Origin of the sequence: Streptomyces olivaceoviridis (assembly GCF_014650115.1) — a bacterium.
GTDB lineage: Bacteria > Actinomycetota > Actinomycetes > Streptomycetales > Streptomycetaceae > Streptomyces > Streptomyces olivaceoviridis.
Map to the genome: position 1 here is coordinate 26,462 of NZ_BMUI01000037.1, position 15,898 is coordinate 42,359.

Consider the following 15,898-nt stretch of genomic DNA (forward strand, 5'->3'; position numbering starts at 1 on the left):
CGGCTGACTGGAGCATGGCGAATGTCGATTCGACGTCCTGCCGTGCTCACCAGCACGCCGCTGGCGCCCGTAGGAAGGCTCCGCGGACACCGAAAGAAGATCAACTCCTCGGCAGCACCGCCCCGACGAGGGGCTCGGAAGGTCCCGGGGCGGACTGACAAGCAAGATCCACCTCGCGAGCGACGGCGGCTGCAGACCACTCGCCCTGCTGGTCACTCCCGGCCAGTGGGGCGACGCTCCACAGATGGTCCCGGTCCTCGAACGCATCCGCGTGCCCCGCACCGGAGAAGCGGTCACCGCATCGGTGAGGACACCGAGGACACTGCTGCTGGGCCGCTACGACACCGCCGGCCGCCTGCAGTACACCGGTCGCACGACGACGCTCCGCCAGGCGGCCGCCCGCAGCGTTGCCGTTCTCCTGGCCCCGTCCAGAGGCGAGCACCCGTGGACGGGCTGGACCTTCTCCGCCGGACGGGGCAGCCGGGGAGTCCTGGACGTCACCCTGGTGCGGCCCGAGCTGGTCGTGGAAGTCGGTGTCGATGTCGCCCGCGACAGCGCCGGCCGGTGGCGGCACCCGGCACGATGGCGCCGTCCGCGCCCCGCCCCCTCTCGGCGACGTCGCACCCTTCGGCAGCCCTGGCTGGACCGGCCAAGCGGGAGAGCCGGCTGGCGGCCGTCCGCGCGGCCAGTCCCAGGGGTTCTGCCCCCGGTAGGTCCCACCGCTCCAGGCTCTGTCCGTACCCAGAATGCACGGGGGTGTCGGATGGAGCCTGTGGTACTCGGCGGCAAACTCACCTCCAGCTTGGTCGGCTCACTGATCAAAAACTGTTCGTGGCGGAGGGGCCTGGCGCTGGCCTGGTCGACAGACCTGTGCGGATGAAGAACCTGGTCTCCTTCCGGGGCGAGAAGCGCACGCTGGGCGAAAAGGACGTGCACAAGCTCGCGGAGTACCTGGTTCAGCAGGCCATCGACTCACCGGGCGAGCGACCTTTCCGGCCCCTGGAGCGAGTCGCTGTGGTAGATGCGCTGGCCCGAAGGCTGCTTGCGCTTGGTGACCTGGACGTGGACGACGTCCAGGCCGTGCGGCTCGGTCACCGGGAACTGGCACGAAGGCTGCGTTCCCAGGGCCCGCGCCGGATGGGCTGTCGACCGACGCAGGAGGCAGGCCGTGACGCGCTACGCTGCCGCGCTCGCAAGCACTCCGGACCATTGGGCGGACGAACGGACCGTCCGCGAACAGCTTGTGCGCCACAAGCTGACCGGCGACCGGTTCTTCACCACCTACTCCGAGCCCGTACAGACCCGCTGACCACGGCTAGTGCCGCGAAGTTGCACGGCCTGCCAGGCTGACCAGCAGGCCGTGGCCGGTCGACGCGGCCCGCGGACGCCCCCGAGGGGCCGTCCGCGCTGGGTGAGACCGGGTGGCCCGAGGGCGGCTACGACCAGGTGCTGAACGGCACGCCGTATGTGATCGCTGGACTGGGGCCGAAGGGCGTTCCGCCGACCATCGGGCACGCCATCGACGTCTGCCTGGGAGGCCGTACGACGGGGCTGCTGTTCAGCGCGTCGGATGGCGTGAAGGCACCGGGGGTCTCCTCGCCGGGCGCGGCGCCGCGACGCGTGACGAGCGGGGTGCTGGGGCGCGTACTAGCCTGGACAGCAGTCGGGCGGCCGTGTCGGCCGAGAGGTCATCCCGACACCGATCCTGCGGCCGGCGGACGCGTGGCGGTGTCCGCGGCCCCGAATTCCCCTGAGCGCGAGCGCCGCACCAGGCCGACGCCCGCGCCGGGCCTCGCGCCCCGTCGGGTGGGCGTCACTTCGTACCGCCGGCGGGTGGACCAGGCGGGAGTACGGAGATGGCGTGGAACGTGACCGGTACCTACTTCGAAAGCTGCAACTGCGACACCGTCTGCCCCTGCACCACCTCGGGCCTGACCGCCCCTGCCGACAACGAGCGCTGTCAGGTGACGTTCGCGTTCCACGTCGCACAGGGTGAGGTCGACGGCGTGGACGTGTCCGACCGCAACGTGGTCGTCTTCGCCGACGCGCCGCGCGTGATGGCCGACGGCGGCTGGCAGGTGGCGCTGTACGTCGACGCCTCGGCCGACGACGGCCAGGCGGAGGCGCTGGGCAAGGTCTTCTCCGGGCAGGCGGGCGGACCGATGGCGGCGCTCGCGCCCCTCGTCGCCGAGGTGCTCGGCGTCGAACGCGTACCCATCGACTTCCACGACGACGGCCGCCGGCACACCGTGCGGGTGGCGGACGCCATCCACATCGAGATCGAGGACCAGGTCGCCCCGCAGTTCGGCGGCGCCGGTCCCGTGATGAAACTGTCCGGCATGTTCCACCCGGCGAACAGCACGCTGACCGTCGCCAGGTCGACACGGGCCGTCGGCCACGGCGTGCACGGCCGCTCCTGGGACTTCACCGGACACAACGCCCACTCGGCGCCCTTCTCGTGGTCGGCGTGACGCGGCCCGCGACGGCGGCCCGCCGCCCCACGGCCCGCACCGGAGCGGTCGTCCTCACGGCGGCCGCGGCCGCGGCCTGGACGTGGACGGCACTGCGCCGGGGCGACATGGGAGCGGGGACCGCGGCCGGCGAGCTGCCCGCCTTCCTGGGCGCGTGGACGATCATGATGGCCGCGATGATGCTGCCGGCCACGGCACCGGTCGCCTCGCTGTACGCGCGGACCGCACCCGCGCACCGGACGCCGCGCCTGATCGCGTTCACCGCCGGCTACCTGCTGGTCTGGGCGACCGCCGGACTGCCGGCGTACGCCCTGGCCGCCGGGGCGGCACGGGTGGCGACCGCCTATCCCACCGTGGGGACGGCGGTGGCCGCCGCCGTCTTCGCCCTCAGCGGTGCCTACCAGCTCACCCCCCTCAAGGACGTCTGCCTCACCCGGTGCCGCTCACCGGTCGGTTCGCTGCTGCACTACGCGTCGTACCGCGGCCCCGCCCGCCACCTGCGTGCCGGGGCCCATCACGGAGCGTTCTGCCTGGGCTGCTGCTGGTCCTTGATGCTGCTGCTCACCGCGTTCGGGGTGATGAACCTCTGGGCCACGGTGGGCCTGGCCGCCGTCATCACCGCCGAGAAACGCCTGCCACGGGGCCGTCTCCTCGCCCGCGCCGTGGGACTCGCCTCGCTCGCCCTCGCGATCGGCGTCTTCTGGCTGCCCCTGCTGGCGCCCAACCTCACGGGCGGCGGCATGACGGACATGGGCCTGCGATGACCGTGGCCCCGGTCACCGCGTCGCCCGCCTGCGGGGCGCCGGGATGCAGTGCGTGAGCGCGTCCGTACGGTCGGTTGCAGGGCCGGGAGGTGCCCGGCGGCGCACAGCCGTGCGTCTGCGGTGGGTGACCGGCCGAGCGCCGTACGCGCCCGGGAGCGGCAGAAGGCCGGCCAGGAGCTGGAAGGGTCGGCGTGCACCCGGGCCCTCCTGCACGGTTCCGAGCCTGGCAGGCTGCGCGGTCCCGGCTGCCGGCCGGGCGGCTGACGCGCCCGGTGCGGGCCGGGCGGGGAAGCGCCGCGCGCCGTGGCCGCGGTCGAAGGTGCGTGGAACGGATGGCCTGGCGTGCCGGCGAGGGCGGATACGGCCTTGGAAACGGCGGCGCCCGCCCGGGCCGGCCGGATACATCAGGGGGCCCGGGCGGGCGCTGAAGGAAGTCGCCGCGGCTGCTACGGCCGCGCGAAGGGCCGCGCGGCGAAGTCCTCGCCCGCGCGGACGGTAGCCGGACGGCAGGCGCACGGACGGGACTTGAGCGGGCTCAGGTTCAGCGAAGGCCGCTCGAAGAAGACGGTGAAGCATCGGTTGGGCAGAGGTGATCTCAGCAGGAGCCAACCGCCACCACCAGAGACAAAAGCGGCTGAAATCCACTAATTCCGGTGTGTTGGAGAGGAGTTGGCGCAGCGCTCTGAGGGGTGGGAGGAATCCGGCCTCATGCCGCCGGCCCGGTCCGTCCGGCGGACCGTTGACGGCGGGAGGACACGATGCCTGTTCTGCACTGGCTCACCGCCTGCTCCGCGTCTGCCACGCATGTGGTCGAGGGCCGCAGCCGGACGAAGGGGCGGGATCTGGCATACCGGGTCGAGGGATGTGCGAGCCATCGATGGCTCGCCGGGCACTGGCCGGGCCGGCACACGAGACGGAGGTTTCGACGGCACCGCCGTGCTGTCGCCCCGTAGAGTGATCAGTCCGCTGTGCCCTGGCAAGCCGCCTCCGTAGGGTTCCCGCATGACGCCTGAGAGTGAGCGGGCCGTGCAGGCGGCCATCGACAGGGAGACGCGGCTTCTTGATCCCGAGGTGCGTGCCTGTCCGGACCGTGTCCTTGAGCTTCTGGATCCGGACTTCACCGAGATCGGGGCTTCGGGCCGCCGGTGGGATGTCGAGACGGTCCTCACGGTGACGAGTGGCGGCTCGGTGTCGGGAACGAACTGCGACGTTCAAAGCCGCTCTCCACGCGAGTGCAGTCCTGTGTCAATCGAACGGCGGGGGCCTCCGTTTCACCGTATTGGGCGGTTTGAGGCCAAGGTCGTGGATCTAATGGTTTCCGTGTCATCGAATCGGCGGATGACATGGCGACATTACTTACTGGATTGGCTGGGGGCGGTGCAGTGGAGGTAAGGGGGGTCTATCACGCCTATCGTCGGCGGGTGGTCCTGCGGGGTGTCGACTTCGGCCTCGGGCCCGGTGTACTGGCAGGGATCGTCGGCGAGAACGGCGCGGGCAAGACGACCCTCTTGAAGATCCTCGCCGGTGAACTGCGGGCGGATCGCGGCATGGTGCATCACCGCGGACGTTTCGGTTACTGCCCGCAGGAGGTGGTCCTCAACGACGCCCTGACCGTCCGGCAGCACCTGGAGTTCTTCAAGGCGGCCTTCGCGCTGGCCGACCTGCGTCACGCCGAGAAGGTCATGGAGACCCTGCGGTTCTCCCAGTACGCCGATGTGCGCGCCGGGGCGCTCAGCGGCGGGACCCGGCAGAAGCTGAACCTCACGCTCGCGCTCATGCACGATCCGCAGGTTCTGCTGCTGGACGAGCCCTACCAGGGGTTCGACTGGGACACTTACCAGCGGTTCTGGGAACTGGCCGCCCGGCTGCGCGACGCCGGCCGTTCCGTCCTGGTGGTCTCCCACCTGGCCTACGACGGCGAACGCCTCGACGAGCTGTGGCGCTTGGAGGCGGGCACGCTGCGCCGGGAAACGGCGGGAGCAGCATGAGGAGACACCTGAGCCTGTTCGCCACAGCCACCTGGTACGACCTGATCGAGCATGGCCGTAACCGGTTCGCCATGCTGCTGGTCGTCTTCTTCATTCCCACCTGGGTCGGCTTGGTCTACCTCACCATCCCCGACAGGGCGACCCCGTTCCAACTGGCCGCCACCGGCGAGAGGCTGGCGCCGGCCGGCAACGAGCTGACGCAGATCACCGGTGCCCTCAACGCCGTCACCCTGGTCACCGGGTTCATGATGTTCGCCGCCACCTTCACCGGCGGGCGCTTCGACCGGCGTCTGGCCATGGCCGGTTACCCCCGCACCGATCTCGTCCTGGCCAAGGCCGCCTCGTTGATCCTGGCGTCCGCGCTCCTGGCGGCTTACGCCACCGCAGCCATGTGCATCGCCTGGGCACCGAAGCAGCCCTACCTGCTCGCCGCCGCGCTGTTCTGCGCCGCGCTGACCTACGGAGCCATGGGCGTGGTCATGGGATCCCTGCTGCACCGCGAGGTCGAAGGCATGTTCGCCCTGGTGATGACCAGCGTCATCGACATCGCCCTGCAGAACCCCGTGGTGAGCGCCGGCGCCGACAACCCGCTGACCCGCTTGCTGCCCACCTACGGCTCCGTCCAAGCCGCCACCGCGGCCGGCTTCTCCACCACCCCGGTGCCCGCCTACCTCTCGCTCCAGCTGCTGTGGTTCGCCGCCACCGCACTCCTGGGCCTCCTGGCCTTCCACCACCGCACCCGCAACGCCCTGCCCCGGCCAGGTCGCCCCGTAACCGCGGAATCACGCGACGCTGCGGCCCTCGAAACTCAGCGGGCACCAGCTGCCGGCCAGAACTCCTCGCCAAGCTCCCCGTAACCGACGGCGTTCCGCCGCGATCACCCCCCAGCCGGAATCAGCACTCGCCGGCCGATCGCGGGGGACACACCTTCAGGCCATCACCCTCACCTCTTCGCACCGACGAAGGAGCCTGCATGAGCAACACGCCGGAAGTGGGCCAGACGGCGATTCCAGCACAGCGGGGAAGCACGCCGCGCTTCCATTACCCCCTGCCGATGCCAGAACCCTCCCACGTTCCCACGGACGTCATGGCCGAGGTCCGAGCGTGGAAGGAGTCGTACGGGTGGACCGAACCGAGCGCCGGATCCCACCACATTCCCGGGACGGTCATGGCCTGGTGCCTTGGAAGGTTCTCCACCCCGGAAACCAGCAAGAGAGTGCTCCGCGGCATCGGCTGCCTGGCGGAGTGGGGACTCGTCGTCGACGACGATGTGCTCGATCACGCCGAGGCCTCCGGCCGGATCAGTGAAATCATCCGATTCGTGGGCCGGCTCACGCATGTGTCGGAGTCGCCGGGATATCGAGTACCGAAGAACGCAAGTCCCCTCATCACCGCATTGCACGACGCGATGGAGCAACTGCGCGCGGAGTGCACACCCACCCAGGTGGCCCGTGTGAGCGCCGGGCTCAGGCACACGCTGACCAGCGGCGTTCACAAGCTGCACATGGACGAACCCAACGAAGACGAATATCTCGCCCTGCGCATTCACGACATCGGCGGTTACACGTACGCTGCGGAGATCGCACTGTGCGGTCCTGCGCCCATCCCGGATGAGGAATGGCACGCGCCGGCGGTCCGGGCTCTGATCGAGTGCACAACTCTGCTCGTCGGAGTGGAAAACGATGTCTTCTCCTACCGTAAGGAAAAGGCAGAGGGCCAGACGTCCCCGAACATCCTGGGCATCCTGCAAGCGGCTCGCGGGCTCTCCTTCGACCAGGCCGTGGCCACGGCGGTCGAGTTGCGTGACCGCCTGATGCTCCTCATCCTCCGTCTGCGCGAGCGCCTGATGCCCTCGGCCGAGCCGCCCCTGCGCTACCTCATCGAGGGACTCGCTCATTTCATCATCGCCAACACCGAGGTGTCGCTGTGCGCGCCGCGCTACGTTCCGTCAGCCGCACACCGCATGGCTCTGGAAGACGTCGCCAAGACCCCCGCCTGCTGGGCACCTTCGCTGTCGACCACGGACACCAGCCCGCTGCCCTACCCGAGCATCTCCTGGTGGTGGGACCACTGCTGACGCCCGCTGCCCACACGAGCCCCCGCATCCCTGGCCGCCATGGAGGCCGCGGCGGCTACGTCGAGGCACGGAAGCGGTCGCCGCCCACGAGACACAGGAAGCGCAGACGTTCGTCTTCCGGGGTCGGGACACCCGCGCCGGTCCCGGCGCTACGATCACCCGTGTGACCGCTGCGGAACCGACCATCCTCGCCACGTCCGGAGGGCACCGTGCCGGCACGCGCACCCGGCTGCTCTTCGACGCACTGGTCCACCATGCGGTCGACCTCTCCGGCGTGCACGGCAGGCGCCCCCGCATCCTGTACGTCGGCACGGCGACCGGTGACGCCGAGCACGTGACGGCGCGGGTGACGGAGGCGGCCCGGGTGGCGGGGTACGACCTCACTCCGCTGCAACTGTTCCCCATGCCGAACGTCGAGGACGTCGAGGGCACCGTCCTCGCGCACGACGTGGTCTGGGTGATGGGCGGTTCGGTGGCCAACCTGCTCGCCGTGTGGCGGGTGCACGGCCTGGACGTGATCATGCGGCGCGCGTGGCGGGCGGGCGTGGTGCTCGCCGGAATCAGCGCGGGTTCCCTCTGCTGGTTCGAGGGCGGCGCGACGGACTCCTTCGGCCCCGGGTTGCGCCCGGTCACCGACGGGCTGGGCCTGCTGCCGTACGGCAACGGCGTGCACTACGACTCCGACGCGGGCCGGCGTCCGCTGATCCACCGGCTGGTCGCCGAGGGCGCCTTCCGGACGGCCCACTGCACCGACGACGGGGTGGGTCTGGTCTACCGGGGCACCGAGCTGGTCGAGGCCGTGGCGGAACTGCCGGGCAGGGGTGCCTACGTGGTCGGCCGCGCGGGCACCGAGACGGTGGAGGAGCGGATCGAACCACGGCTGCTGCCCACGCCCCGGTTCTGAACAGCCGTTCCCGTCGTCACGGGACGTCCACGCGGTGACCGCTCCCGATCGGTGCGGCACGCGCGGGAACACGGGGTGCCCAGGAATATGGGGGTCACTTCCCCATGTGGGGGTCACGGAGGTCTGGCACCTTCTTCCCCGTGACTGACACCGCCGACCTCCCGGCTCCCCGGACCGCCAGCCTTCCGGCCCCGCTCAGCGCCGGCCCGCCCCACGCCTGGTGGGCCCCGGCGCTGACCCTCGCGGAACGGCTCGCCGCACCCGGCCTCCCGGCTGCGCCCGCCGGTGCCGCCGCCGGGCGGGCCCCGTGGAACCTCGGGGACGGCGAGGGCTTCGCCCTGCGACTGGCCCACCTCGGGGTGGACGGGGCCACCGCGGCGGCCCTCGCCGCGGAAACCGCCGAGTGCCTCGCCGCCCGCGCGGCCAAGCCCCACTGGGCCGGTTACGCGGAGGCGGCGCTGGCCGCCGCCCCCGAGAGCGTCGACGTGCCGACCGGGGACGGCACGGGTCCCGGGGTCTTCGCCGCCGTCGTGCGGCCGCTCGTCACCCCGACCGCAGACCTGCTGGCCCGCCGCACGGCGGACGTGTCCGCGGCCGAACAGGTCGTGTGGCGGGAGGCGTTCGAGCGGCGGCTGACCGAGCAGCTGACCCGGCAGGCGGCCAGGACCCTGGTCCACGAGCTGTCCGAGGCCCGACGCGCCCGGCGGCTCGCCGGCGCGGACCCGCGGGAGCGGTTCGCCTCGTTCGTCACCGCCACCGGCAGTCGGCGGGGCCTGTCCGAACTGTTCGCGTCCTACCCGGTGCTGGCCCGGATGCTCGCGCAGACCGCGCTGGACGCGGCGGACGCCGCGGTGGAGCTGGTGACGCGGTTCCAGGCCGACCGGGAGGACCTGGCCGGCGAGCTCCTCGACGGGCGTGGGCCCGGTGCGCTGGCCGGGGTGGACCTGGGTCTGGGCGACGCCCACCAGGGCAACCGGGCGGTCGCTGTCCTGCGCTTCGCCGGCGGCGGCCGGCTCGTGTACAAGCCCCGGCCGCTCGATCAGCACGGCCTGCTGGACGACCTGGCGGCCTGGCTCGGCGCCAAGGTGCCCGGCCTCGCTCTGCGCACGCCACGCAGTGTGCGCCGGCCGGGCTACGGCTGGCTGGAGTTCGTGGAGCACCGCTGGTGCCAATCGGGCACCGAGACCGATGCCTTCTATCGGCGTCAAGGCGCGCTGCTGGCCCTGTTGTACGCGGTGGACGGCGCCGACATGCACTACGAGAACGTCATCGCCTGTGGCGACCAGCCGGTCCTGGTCGACGCGGAGACCCTGCTGCACACCGGCCTTCCGCAGGCCATGACGGCCGGCGCCGACCCTGCCGCGGACGCCCTGCATGCCTCCGTGCACCGCACCTGTCTGCTGCCCCACCTGCTGATCGGCGAGCACGGCGCGCTGGACATCTCCGCGCTGGGCCGGGACGCCGAGGGCACCTTCCCGAGCGAGGGCCTGCACTGGGAGGACAGCGGCGAGGACACGATGCGGGCGGTACGGGGGGCGGTGCTCAGCCCGGCCGCGCAGAACCAGCCGCTCCCCACCGGGGTGCCCCTGGAATGGGCGGACCACCGGGCGGCCCTGCTGGAGGGGTTCCGCACCGGCTACGCGGCGCTGGCCGCGCACGGTCGTGACCTGCTCGCCCCGGGCGGGCCGTTGACGCTGCACGCGGACAGCCCCGCGCGCCTCATCGTGCGTTCCACCCGTCTGTACGCCACGCTGCTGGAGGAGTCCGCCCACCCTTCGCTGCTCGGCGACGCCCTGGCTCGGGAGGGCGTGTTCGCGGTGCTGTGGACCGAGTCCGAGTACGACGAGGCCCGCCGGCGCCTGATCGAGCACGAGACCGCGGAGCTGTGGCGCGGTGACGTCCCCCTGTTCGTGCATCGGCCGTCCGGTACAGGGGTCCGGACGGCCGATGGCACCTGGTTGCCGGACGTGCTGCCGGTGGCCGCCCTGACCGCGGTCGGCGCGAAGCTGGCCCGGATGGACGAGGTCGACTGCCACGACCAGGAGTGGATCATCTCGGCGACGCTGGCGGCACGCGGCAGCGGTTCGCCCCTGGCGCGGCGCTCCGAACTCGCCCTCGCCCCGCTCCCGGCGGTCGTGCCGGACGCCTCGCGGCTGCTGGCCGCCGCGTGCGGCATCGCCGACGAGATCGCCGCCCGCGCGGTACGCGGCGGCGGTCGGACCAACTGGCTGGGCCTGGAGCAGGTGTCGGGACCGCACTGGGCCGTGCTGCCGATGGGTGCCGGGCTGGGGCAGGGGTACTGCGGGGTGGCGCTGTTCCTGGCGCAGGCGGACGCGCTGACCGGGGCCGGCCGATATGCCGCGCTGGCCCGGGAGGCGGTCCGGCCACTGCCCGCCCTGATGAAGGCGCTGGCCGCCGATCCGGAACTGAGCGCGGCGGCCGGACCCGGCGCCTACACCGGGCTCGCCGGTGTCGTCCACGCGCTGGTGAGGCTGTCCGTGCTGCTGGGTGAGGACCTGACGGGCTGTCTGCCTGAGGCGCTCACCGCGCTCGGGCACGCCGTGGCCGCCTGTTCCGACCCGGGGCTGGCCGGTGGCGCGGCCGGGGCGCTGACCGCCGCCGTCGCCGCGCACGAGGCGACCGGGATGCCCGAGGCCCTGCGGCTGGCCGACGCGGTGGCGGACCTGCTGCTGGCCACGGTGCGCGGACCGGACCGGCCGGGCCGGCCCGCGGACGCCGCGGTCGTCGGTGGCGAGCCCGGGTTCGCGGACGGCGCGGCCGGGATCGGCTGGGCTCTGCGGCGCTACGCCGGCTGTCGCCCGGAGCGGGCCGCCGCGCACTCCGGCGCCGCCGACGCGCTGCTGCGTGCCGCGGTCCGCACGGTACGGACCGCGCCCGCGGACCTCTCCTGGGTCTCCGGGCTCGCCGGCGTGGCCGCCGCCGCGCCGCTGAGCGCCGTCGGCGCGCTGACCCCCTTCCTGGCTGACGCCGAGGTGCGTCCTGGTCTGAGTCTCGGGCTGGGCACGCTGGGCACGCTGGAGGCGCTGACCACGCTCGCCGGGCGGGGTGACACGGTGGCCGCCGGGGCGCTGTCCCGGTGTTCCGGACAGGTGCTCGCGCTGGTCGAGGCGCAGAGCCATCGTTGCGCCACTCCCGACCACGTCCCCTCCCCCGGGCTGCTGACGGGCCTGTCCGGCATCGGCTACGGGCTCCTCCGTCTCGCCCGCCCCGAGACCGTGCCGTCGCTGCTGCTCCTGGAAGAGCCCGGTTTCTGACCGCTCGCCTGCCCGCTGCGGCGCACCACGCCCGCGGGCCGCGACCGGGCTCGCGCTCTCGACCGTGTCCCGGCCGCCGTGGTGCTCACCTGCCGCGTCGTCAGCACACTCGGCACCTCGCTCCCGAGCCGCGGTGGCACCGGGACTGTTGCCGTGGACGTGTTGGCGAGGGCCCGCGCCCGGCGCGCCGCGGGGGGAGGTGGAACCAGTACCCGGCTGCGCGACCTGCCGCGGTAGCCGATGTCCGATTACTATCTGCGCTCATGCGTTCCCATGCGCCTTCTCTGGTCGGACGGGATTCCCAACTGGTCCTGTTAGAACGTGCTCTGGCAGACACGTGCCAGAGTCGCGGCGGTGTCGTGTTCCTCGTGGGAGAGGCCGGTGTCGGCAAGTCGCGGGTCGCCGCGGAGGCCGTCGGCGGAGGTCTGGGCGCCGGGATGCGGGTGCTGCGGGGCCGCAGCAGCACCACGGGACCGGCCGTACCGTTCCGACCGCTCACCGAGGCCCTGATGCCGCTCTTCCGCGGTGGCGACCCCGTCGACGACCTGGCCCTCGGTCCTTACCGGCCGGTTCTCGGGCGGCTGATCCCGGACTGGGACACCGGCGAACGGGACAGCAGTTCCATGGTGATCCTGGGCGAGGCCGTACTGCGGCTGCTCATCGCCGCCGGGCGCGGGCAGGGCCTGTTGCTGCTGCTTGAGGATCTGCACGACGCCGACCCGGAAACGCTCGGCGTTCTCGAATACCTGGTGGACAACCTGGAGTACTCGCCCGTCCTGCTGCTCGCCACGGTCCGGACGGATTTCAGCGACGCCCTCGATCTCGCGCAGTCCGCCCGTCGGCGCGGCGCGGCCACCCTGGTGGAACTGCCACCGCTGACCCGGCCCCAAACGCACGAGATGATCGCTGCGCAACTTGGAGCCGACGGTCCGGAGCAGGTACCCGCGGCGGTGCTGGAGCGGCTGTGGGAGGACAGTTCGGGGAGCCCGTACCTGGTCGAGGAACTGCTCCAGTCGATGATCGGAGCCGGCGCCCTGGTGCGGGGGCCGGAGGGCTGGCGGGCCGTCGGCAACCTCCGCAGCGACGTCTCCTCGTCGCTGGCCCGTGGCATCGTGCGGCGTATCGACCGACTCGGTGCACAGGGCCTGACCCTGCTGTCGGCCGCCGCCGTGCTCGGCCGGCGCTTCCCGCTCACGGTTCTCCAGCGCATGACCGGCGTCGACGACCGGGCCTTGCTCAGCCATCTGCACGCCGGGGTGGCCGCGCGGCTGGTGGTTCCCGACGAACCCGCGCCGGACTGGTACTCCTTCCGTCACTCGCTCACCGTGGAGGCCCTGTTCACGCAGATGACCCCTGGCCTGCGCGCGGAGTTGGCCCGGCGGGGCGCGGAGGCGGTCGAGGAACTGCATCCGGACCTGGCCGGTGACTGGTGCGCGCTCGCGGCCGGGCTGCGCAGCACAGCGGGCGACAAGGTGGAGGCCGGCCTGCTCTTCGCGGACGCGGGCGGGCGGGCGCTGGCGGCCGGGGCCCTTGGCTCCGCCGTCACCCTGCTGAGCCGGTCCGAGGCCCTGCTGGCCGACGCGGGCGATCCGCAGTCGCGGGCCATGGTGCTGGAGAACCTGCTGCCGGCCCTCGCGGAGGCCGGCGACTTCGCCCGCGCCCTCGACCTCGCCGAGGACCTGCACGCGCTGGACGGCTCGGGGTTGAGCCCCGTCCGTCTGGCCACGCTGCACACCCGGCTGGCCAAAGTCGCCCATACGGCGGGCCGGTGGAGTGACGGCAACCGGCAGATAGTGCGGGCCCGTGAGGTGCTGGCCGTGGCACCGGACGAGTCGGTCGCCGCGGCCGTCGACGTCACGGCTGCCTACCTGGCCCTCGACACGCCGGGGCCCGACCGCACCCAGCACGCGGAGAAACTGGCCCGGTCCGCCGCCGACACCGCCGAACGGCACGGTCTGCCCGTCGTCGCCTGCCAGGCCCTGGAACTGCTCGCGACGGTGGCCCGTGAGCGGGACCCCGAGGAGTCGGCGGCGATGCTCGGACAGGCACTGGCCACGGCGGAGCGCCACCGTCTCCCTCTCCAGCGCATGTACGCGGCCACCCGGCTCGGTGGCAACGCCTGGCTGGCCGACAGCGGCACCGCGGGCCTGCTGGCGGTCCGCGAGGAGGCACTGCGGCTCGGCTCCGTGAACATCGTGCACACCGTGGACGGCATCCTCGTGCTGGACGCCGTGCTGCGCGGCCACTACGACGCCGCCCGGTCGGCCGCCGCCGAGTGCATGGCCGTCGTGCGGAGGCTGCGTCTCGCGCCCGTCGTGCGGTACGTCCTGATGGCCCAGGCCGTCCTGGCGGCCCACCACGCCGACCGGGAGGCGATGGAGCGGTCGCTGGCGGCTTTCGCCGAGTGGGACGGCGCCGGTTCGCAGGAGGAAGCGCTCGGCCGCGGTCTGGCCCGGGCGTTCTGCGCTCTGCTGGAGGAGAACCGCGGCCTCGCCCGGGAGGAGCTGCGGCAGGTGCTGGCGCTGGAGGCGGGCAACCCCTCGACCTACCATCTCGGCGGCACCCACGGCCTGGTCCTGCTGCTGGACGTGCTCGCCGGGGACGCGGACCGGGCCCGGCACAAGGAGATCACCGCCACCGCCGTCGCCCGGATGCGCTGGAACCGTCAGTTCGTGCTGCTGAGCGATGCCGTGCTGCTGGGCCGCGAGCGCGCGGGTGAGCGGGCGGCGGCCACGGTGGAGGCCGCGCTGGCGGTGGCCGAGCCGTACCCGCTGGCCCGGCATCTCGGGCTGCGACTCATCGCGGACGCGGCGCACCAGGACGGCTGGGGCGATCCGGTGGGCTGGCTGCGGCGGGCGGAACACTACTTCCACGAGCGGGACGTCCAGGCCGTCGCGGGCGCCTGCCGGGCGGGGCTGCGCCGGCTCGGCGCCTCCGTGCACCAGCACCGCACCGGCACCAGCGGCATCCCCGACCGGCTGCGCGCCCAAGGCGTCACGGTGCGGGAGTTCGAGGTGTTCCGGCTTCTGGCGGAGCGGCTGAGCAACAAGGACATCGCCGACCGGCTGTTCATCTCACCGCGCACGGCGGAGAAGCACATCGCGAGTCTGGTCACGAAGACGGGGGCGGCGAACCGCGCGGACCTGTGCGCACAATCGGCCGCCCTGCGGGACGTCTGAGGCCTGTCTGACGATCGCCGCGGCGGAGGGGAGTCGCCGGGCGGGCCCCGGGACTCGGCGGCCGGCCCCGGCGAGCGGGGTCCGGCCGGCCGCGTGGGACCGGTATCCGGCGCGGCACGGGGTCGAAGCCCTGCGTGCCGGCCGCACCGAGTCCGTGAGGGGCCGTGCCCGGTCGGTCGGGGCAGCTCGGCTTCCCAGCCGCGGTTCGTTCCCGCCGGTCCGGTGGTGTGCGCCGGCCGGTATCGGCGGGGACGGGGTGCGGCCGGGCCGGCTGCCGCCGGCGCCCCGGCGCGGGGCGGGCGGCTCAGTGCGGGGCCGAGACCGAGGTGTCGATCGAGGTCAGGGTGATGACGAGACCGCTGGTGAGGACCATGCCGGCCAGGACGCGGGCTCGGGCGCAGGCGCGGTTGCGGCCGGACAGGGTGATGCCGCCGGCGGCGTCCGAGTCGGCGTCCGGACGGGCGGGGAGGTCGGCGGGGGCGGAGGAGGCATCGCGACGGAGCTCGGCCATGGTGGGAACCTCGTGTCTGTGAGGGCGGGTACGGGAAGGTGAGCGAGCGGCGTCGGCAGATCCGCCCGATGGCTCTCAGCGTGCGGAGGGCCGGCCGGTACAGCGACGTTCGGCGATCGCCGTGGTCGGGGCGGGAGCGCCGGGGCGGAGCGGTTCGCGGCCGGCGCCGGCCGTGAGGATCGTGGCGGCCCGTCGGACGGGGGCCGGGGGGTTCGCGCCGCGGGGAGTCGCGGGTGCGGCTGATTCGGTCACGAGAACAAGGTCACAGATGTGGTGGGGGCCCGCATGGGGAACTGTCCCCCATATTTCCCGGCAGCCCTTGCCCGGTGCCGTCGGCCGATGGGGGGCCGCGGGGCGCGGGGCGTCGGGCCCGTGCCGCCTGGCTGGGTGAGAAGCGCAGGCCGGCGACGTACGGGCGGCTGACGACGCGGCCAGGTGCCGCGTGGCCGAGCGGTGTACGGGGCGGGTGGTCGGCCGTGGGGTGTTCGGGGCGCGCACGACCCGACGAGCACGCCCTTCGTGCGTACGGGGTGACGCGTCGGCGGCCGGGGAGGGGGCCGGTGTGCGCGGTGGTGTCCGGTCGGCCCTCCGAGCGCGGTGGGCGCGAGCGCCGGTGAGCCGGCGTCCGGACGGGAGCGCCGCCCGTGGTGGTGCGCTCGCCCGACCCGGGCGCGGTTGTCCACGAGGAACTTGGGGGTTCGGCCCGCATCCGCCGTCGCGGCGGTTCCC

10 protein-coding genes and 2 pseudogenes are annotated in these 15,898 nt (G+C 73.0%); 11 read left to right on the forward strand and 1 reads right to left on the reverse strand.

Annotation, left to right across the window (positions count from 1 at the left end):
• Positions 1-5: 5 nt before the first annotated feature.
• The 11 genes and pseudogenes from IE273_RS38290 to IE273_RS38335 form a co-directional block, all read left to right on the forward strand.
• Positions 6-280: pseudogene (locus IE273_RS38290) on the forward strand (IS5/IS1182 family transposase); the annotation flags it as partial.
• 483 nt (positions 281-763) lie between these two features.
• Positions 764-1,157 (forward strand): annotated as a pseudogene (locus IE273_RS44200) (NACHT N-terminal Helical domain 1-containing protein); the annotation flags it as partial.
• 11 nt (positions 1,158-1,168) lie between these two features.
• Complete coding sequence (locus IE273_RS38295; RefSeq protein WP_189819742.1) at positions 1,169-1,309, forward strand: hypothetical protein; 141 nt, start codon at positions 1,169-1,171, stop codon at positions 1,307-1,309.
• Between the two features lie 547 nt (positions 1,310-1,856).
• A complete protein-coding gene (locus IE273_RS38300) occupies positions 1,857-2,471 on the forward strand; it encodes a DUF1326 domain-containing protein (RefSeq protein ID WP_189819743.1) in 615 nt (204 codons plus the stop codon).
• On the forward strand, positions 2,468-3,235 hold the full coding sequence (locus IE273_RS38305; RefSeq protein ID WP_229887971.1) for a DUF2182 domain-containing protein: 768 nt from the start codon (positions 2,468-2,470) through the stop codon (positions 3,233-3,235). Before IE273_RS38300 ends, IE273_RS38305 begins: the two co-directional genes overlap by 4 nt.
• A gap of 1,382 nt (positions 3,236-4,617) precedes the next feature.
• Positions 4,618-5,223: an ATP-binding cassette domain-containing protein gene (locus IE273_RS38310; RefSeq protein WP_189819744.1), complete on the forward strand. Its 606-nt coding sequence runs from the start codon at positions 4,618-4,620 to the stop codon at positions 5,221-5,223.
• The gene (locus tag IE273_RS38315) at positions 5,220-6,080 is read left to right on the forward strand and encodes an ABC transporter permease (RefSeq protein WP_189819745.1); all 861 of its coding nucleotides are present in this window, start codon (positions 5,220-5,222) and stop codon (positions 6,078-6,080) included. Before IE273_RS38310 ends, IE273_RS38315 begins: the two co-directional genes overlap by 4 nt.
• A 116-nt stretch (positions 6,081-6,196) precedes the next feature.
• Positions 6,197-7,300: a terpene synthase family protein gene (locus IE273_RS38320; protein WP_189819746.1), complete on the forward strand. Its 1,104-nt coding sequence runs from the start codon at positions 6,197-6,199 to the stop codon at positions 7,298-7,300.
• Positions 7,301-7,463: 163 nt separating this feature from the next.
• The gene (locus IE273_RS38325) at positions 7,464-8,204 is read left to right on the forward strand and encodes a Type 1 glutamine amidotransferase-like domain-containing protein (RefSeq protein WP_189819747.1); all 741 of its coding nucleotides are present in this window, start codon (positions 7,464-7,466) and stop codon (positions 8,202-8,204) included.
• Positions 8,205-8,344: 140 nt separating this feature from the next.
• Entirely contained in the window at positions 8,345-11,479 is a 3,135-nt protein-coding gene (locus tag IE273_RS38330; protein WP_189819748.1) for a type 2 lanthipeptide synthetase LanM family protein, read from the forward strand.
• A gap of 263 nt (positions 11,480-11,742) precedes the next feature.
• Positions 11,743-14,658: a helix-turn-helix transcriptional regulator gene (locus IE273_RS38335; RefSeq protein WP_189819749.1), complete on the forward strand. Its 2,916-nt coding sequence runs from the start codon at positions 11,743-11,745 to the stop codon at positions 14,656-14,658.
• Between the two features lie 304 nt (positions 14,659-14,962).
• Here the strand turns inward: IE273_RS38335 and IE273_RS38340 are convergent, their stop codons facing one another.
• Positions 14,963-15,169 carry a hypothetical protein gene (locus IE273_RS38340; RefSeq protein WP_189819750.1) on the reverse strand — a complete coding sequence of 69 codons (207 nt, stop codon included), beginning with the start codon at positions 15,167-15,169 and terminating at the stop codon, positions 14,963-14,965.
• Between the last annotated feature and the right edge of the window lie 729 nt (positions 15,170-15,898).